This window comes from Dehalococcoidales bacterium, from assembly GCA_030698765.1.
GTDB lineage: Bacteria > Chloroflexota > Dehalococcoidia > Dehalococcoidales > UBA2162 > JAUYMF01.
Genome location: JAUYMF010000035.1, coordinates 1 through 4,776 on the forward strand (window position 1 = coordinate 1; position 4,776 = coordinate 4,776).

Below are 4,776 nucleotides of genomic sequence, written 5' to 3' on the forward strand. Positions count from 1 at the left end.
GTTCGCAGACGATATCAGCGTAACCGTTAAGCAGGCTGTAGATGGCGTGGATGCCCAGGTTGGACATACCGAGGTAGTAGGAGTTGGGGTAAATGAGGGCGATGGGAATTCGGCCTCCCCAGTCTTTAAAGATGGTGCCGGTCTCACGGGAGAGGTATGGTCTGGTGTCCTTCGGCTTTGCCATACCTCACATTATATACTAACCCTATCCCCTTTATCCCCTTTCCCTTAATAAGGGGAAGGGGAAAGAAAATTATGAAAGGGGCTTCGCCCCTTTTAATCCCGTTTTAATTTGCATACTTCCCATGTTATGAACTACTAAGGAAAAGCTATTTGCCCATTCGTGGGCAAATAGAAAGAAGCATCTGGAATTGGGCATCTCCAGGCTTTTACAACATCGCCATTGGGATTTATCACGTCAATAGGAATATTTATCTGATGAAGATTAAAATTGACTCGTTTGGTTTTTTGGTCGGACATATCTATGATATGACTTGCCACCTGAGGCAATAGAAATTGACGTAATTCAATTGGGCCTGTCTGTTTTCTCAACAAGTTTGGCTTTTGAGTCATCCAGCTTCCAGTGGCGAACTCAGGCTCATCTTTTATTGGCTGCCCTTCATAAATCATGTGACCCGTTGGTTCTTTACTGAATTGCAGCTTATACACTGAACTGCTGAGAACCGAAAACTCAAAATCCAAATAGGGACCGGCCGTGTTTCTAATTTGTCCAATCTGTACACGTCTAAATTCCACGCGAAGACAAGCGTCGGGTTTACTAATATCCTCATTCATCATATTACGTAGCAAATTGCCTAATCTGATGGTCTCGTTATCATAGTCTGAAATAATTGCGTTCCTTCTACTTCTGATTTGCCATATCACAATGATAAAGAGAATCAATCCTAATAAAGGAAACATCCAATAAAAAAGCCCAAGGTCTAGGGATGGCATATTCACCCCTCTGAGCTTTTCCAGAAGTGACCACCAAGCATCAATGGCGCCAGGAATTGTGACAAAGACAAGCGCAATAATAGTAAAGAGAAGCGGGTGTTTTCGAACAAATTCCATAGCCATATTCATCCACTCATCCCTTATAAATCCGCACTCTTCGCCGGGGTTCCTGGCCGGAGCTTCTGGAGGCTAATTCATTCCTCTCGGCGATGAGGTGCTGGAGACGGCGGATATAGGCGCTCTGGGGACTTAGCTCCACCTCCGCCTCCCCGTTCATTACCAGGTTGACCGCGTCCTGAGCTTCACTGAGGGCTGTCTGCAGGGAGCTTGGTCTGTTACCGGCATCATCCGGGGTGCTCTCCCTTCGGTAGAAGGTATTGATAAACTGCCTGATTTGAGTCGGGGTGTTGCTTCTGAGGACATAGATGGGCAAGTTGGCCGCTTCCGCCTCCTTGACCTTCTGCGGCTTACGGCGGTAATGCTGCTTGGACGTGACAAAGAGACTGGCATCATTAATATTCTCCACAATATCCACGCCCATCTGTCCGTCTTTTACCATCTGCTCGAAACGTCCCTTGTTGACGCCGAAGAGGTAGAGGTTGTGCCGTTTACCTTCCTCGGGTAATGGCTTGCGCCGGGTGGGCTTTCTGGCGGCAGTCACCGGGGGCGCTACTTTTTCGATTTTAACCTCTCCGCTCTCGTCCAGCCAGCGGACTTCAGTAGCCGGTGGCTGACCGCGCAGGGTGGCATCAACCGCCTGGGTAACATCAGGGTGGATGGCTACTTTATCCCGGTCCTGGATTTCAATAACGATATTAAAGGTAGGCGGAGAGGTGCGCTCCAGTATTGATTTTTGCGTGCCCCGCCGTTTCGCTTCCTCATCACCCAGGGTGACGCTCTGGATGCCGCCAATCAGATCGCAGAGGGTGGGGTTCATAATCAGGTTTTCCAGGGTGTTGCCGTGAGCGGTGCCGACAAGCTGCACGCCGCGCTCGGCGATGGTACGGGCGGCCTGGGCTTCAAGCTCGGTGCCAATCTCATCGATAACAATTACTTCCGGCATATGGTTTTCGACGGCTTCAATCATTACGGCGTGCTGTCTGCTGGGGGTGCTTACCTGCATCCGCCGAGCATGGCCGATTGCCGGGTGAGGGATATCCCCGTCGCCGGCGATCTCATTTGAGGTGTCAACAATGACCACCCGTTTCTTGAGGTCATCCGCCAGCACCCGGGCGACCTCGCGGAGCATGGTCGTCTTCCCGATGCCGGGACGACCCAGCAGCAGGACGCTTTTACCTGACTCAATGATGTCTTCAATAATCTTTATCGTGCCGTAAACTGCCCTGCCGACCCGGCAGGTAAGCCCGACAATGCGACCCTGGCGGTTGCGGATGGCTGAGATGCGGTGCAGAGTGCGCTCGATTCCGGCGCGATTGTCATCGCTGAAGATGCCGACATGTGACGTCACGTATTCAATATCCTGTTCGGTAACTTCTTCAGGGCTGAGAACTATTTCCCGGTGTAGAAAACGGGCTTCAGGGGGTCGTCCCAGGTCCAGGATAACCTCAATCAGCTCGCGGCTGTCCTCCTGGCGACTTAATGATTGCTGGATGTACGGCGGAAAGATATCGAGCAGGGCATCCAGGTCATCGGTTATTACCTTTTGCAAAACGTTCCTCCCGAACTTATGTTGCCGGACTTTTTCCGGCGACAATGTCCAGAAAATAGCGGTGAAACCTGGAGTCGTCAGTCAGTTCAGGGTGAAAGGCGGTAGCCAGCAGCTTACCCTGCCTGACCGCAACCACGGTTTTGTCAGAGAGCTTGGCCAGAACTTCTACCCCTCCATCTACCTGCTCTATTTTTGGCGCCCGAATGAATACGGCGTGATAGGGCTTTTCTCCCAGCGCCGGTACGGTAAGCTCAGTTTCAAAACTTTCTTTCTGCCGGCCGAAGGCATTGCGCCTGACCCTTATGTTCATCAGCCCCATCGGGGTTACTTCCGAATCAGGGACATCATCAGCCAGGAGTATCATACCGGCGCAGGTGCCGAAAACGGGCAGTCCATCCTCAGCCAGTTTCTTTATCTCGCCGGTCAAATTGTAGTCGCGCATCAGCTTGCTGATGGAGGTGCTCTCTCCTCCGGGGATGATTAGTCCGTCCAGTCCATCAAGGTCACGGGGGAGCCGGACGGGTACGATGTCTATTTCCAGACGGATTAGCACGGTGATGTGTTCGGCAAAGGCTCCCTGCGCGGCAAGGACACCAATTTTCATACTACCACCCTCTGGTTGCCAGCAGCTTTTCCGGAGATATTTTCTTGGCATCTTCCCCGGTCATAGCCTCTCCCAGGTTCTTAGAGACCTCGGCGATAATCTTCGGGTCTTTGTAGTGAGTGGTGGCTTTAACGCAAGCTTTGGCCCTGGCTTCAGGATTGCTCGACTTAAAGATGCCGGAGCCGACGAAGATACCATCGGCGCCAAGTTGCATCATCAGGGCGGCATCAGCCGGTGTAGCTACCCCTCCGGCGGCGAAGTTGACCACCGGTAGTTTGCCGGTCTGGTGTATCTCCAGCACCAGCTCAAAAGGTGCGCCCATCTCCTTGGCTATCGCCATCAGCTCTTCCTGAGGGGCGCTTACCAGCCTGCGGATGCCGTCCATTACGGCGCGCATGTGCCTGACCGCCTCTACAATATCGCCGGTACCGGCTTCGCCTTTAGTCCGAATCATCGCCGCTCCCTCACCGATACGGCGCAGGGCTTCACCCAGATCACGGCAACCGCAGACAAAGGGTACCTTAAAGTCGTGCTTCCAGACATGGTGATTCTCATCAGCCGGGGTGAGTACCTCCGACTCGTCGATATAGTCGATACCGAGGGCTTCCAGCGCCTGAGCCTCGACAAAGTGCCCGATGCGGCACTTGGCCATTACCGGGATGGAGACCGCTTTCATGATAGCCTCGATGATTGTCGGGTCAGCCATCCGGGCGACTCCGCCGGCGGCACGGATATCAGCCGGGACCCGTTCCAGGGCCATTACGGCGCATGCGCCGGCTTCTTCGGCAATCTTGGCGTGCTCGGGAGTGACCACGTCCATAATGACGCCGCCCTTGAGCATCTGGGCAAGCCCGGTCTTAACTTTCCAGGTTCCTGTTTCCATATATGTTTTCTCACCCCCTGCTGTCATATTCAGACTATTACCAAGTAAATTCTACTACTGTTGGGCATGTTTATCAACTTTGGCGGTTGATTTGGAAATCCATCTCTGTGTGAGGCTGTCCGAAATGTCATTCTGAAGGAGTCCCGCCCCTATCGAGACGACTGAAGAATCCGGGGGAGGGGATGAGGATAGATTCCAAATACTTCCCCCGACCCGGATACTTCGCGGAGTTTACACTGAGCGAAGCGAATGTGCTCAGTATGACAATGCATCGTTTTCGGATATCCTTAAGAATGGAGAAGAGGGGCGATAGCGCCCCTCTTCAACTTCTTATCTCGGACCGTCCGGGTTGCCACCACTCTGTTCAAATTCTCAGTAACGAAGCTACGGAGATATCTTCGTCAATAGCTTCCCAATGTATTCCGATACCCCTGCCGATAAGTCGCCAATCTTTTTTCTGCTCATCAGTGGCGCTGCGTAGCTTAGGGAACCACTCAATTGGCACCTTGATTTCTCTCCCATCCAAGAGATGAACATGCATCATATGAGAATCAAACCAAACTTTGGAAGCCTTAGCTTCAGTCTTTGTAACTGAAATATTCATCCCAACTTCTCCTTAGAGCACCTAAATTTTCCGTAATGAGGTTTCTAATCTCACTTAACTCT

Annotated in this window: 6 protein-coding genes; all 6 read right to left on the reverse strand. The window is 52.1% G+C overall.

Translation table 11 applies throughout. From position 1 onward, the window contains the following. The coding region (locus Q8Q07_01635) for a hypothetical protein (GenBank protein ID MDP3878992.1) at positions 1–184 on the reverse strand (184 nt) is incomplete at its 3' end. Positions 185–318: 134 nt separating this feature from the next. After that, complete coding sequence (locus tag Q8Q07_01640; GenBank protein ID MDP3878993.1) at positions 319–1,083, reverse strand: hypothetical protein; 765 nt, start codon at positions 1,081–1,083, stop codon at positions 319–321. Positions 1,084–1,087: 4 nt separating this feature from the next. Next, positions 1,088–2,623, reverse strand: a complete 1,536-nt coding sequence (locus tag Q8Q07_01645) for a R3H domain-containing nucleic acid-binding protein (protein MDP3878994.1) — start codon at positions 2,621–2,623, stop codon at positions 1,088–1,090. Between the two features lie 16 nt (positions 2,624–2,639). Next, positions 2,640–3,227, reverse strand: a complete 588-nt coding sequence (pdxT, locus tag Q8Q07_01650) for a pyridoxal 5'-phosphate synthase glutaminase subunit PdxT (protein MDP3878995.1) — start codon at positions 3,225–3,227, stop codon at positions 2,640–2,642. Position 3,228: 1 nt separating this feature from the next. Then, positions 3,229–4,110 (reverse strand): pyridoxal 5'-phosphate synthase lyase subunit PdxS, encoded by an 882-nt coding sequence (gene pdxS / locus Q8Q07_01655; protein MDP3878996.1) that lies wholly within the window; start codon positions 4,108–4,110, stop codon positions 3,229–3,231. A 364-nt stretch (positions 4,111–4,474) separates the two neighbouring features. After that, positions 4,475–4,714, reverse strand: coding sequence for a DUF2442 domain-containing protein (locus Q8Q07_01660; GenBank protein ID MDP3878997.1), 240 nt, complete (start codon positions 4,712–4,714; stop codon positions 4,475–4,477). Positions 4,715–4,776: the final 62 nt, after the last annotated feature.

Bases quoted from the DNA above. Each gene is read 5' to 3' on its own strand.
- Q8Q07_01640 (MDP3878993.1), bottom strand. From the start codon at position 1,083: ATGAATATGGCTATGGAATTTGTTCGAAAACACCCGCTTCTCTTTACT.
- pdxS (MDP3878996.1), bottom strand. From the start codon at position 4,110: ATGGAAACAGGAACCTGGAAAGTTAAGACCGGGCTTGCCCAGATGCTC.
- Q8Q07_01660 (MDP3878997.1), bottom strand. From the start codon at position 4,714: ATGAATATTTCAGTTACAAAGACTGAAGCTAAGGCTTCCAAAGTTTGG.
- pdxT (MDP3878995.1), bottom strand. From the start codon at position 3,227: ATGAAAATTGGTGTCCTTGCCGCGCAGGGAGCCTTTGCCGAACACATC.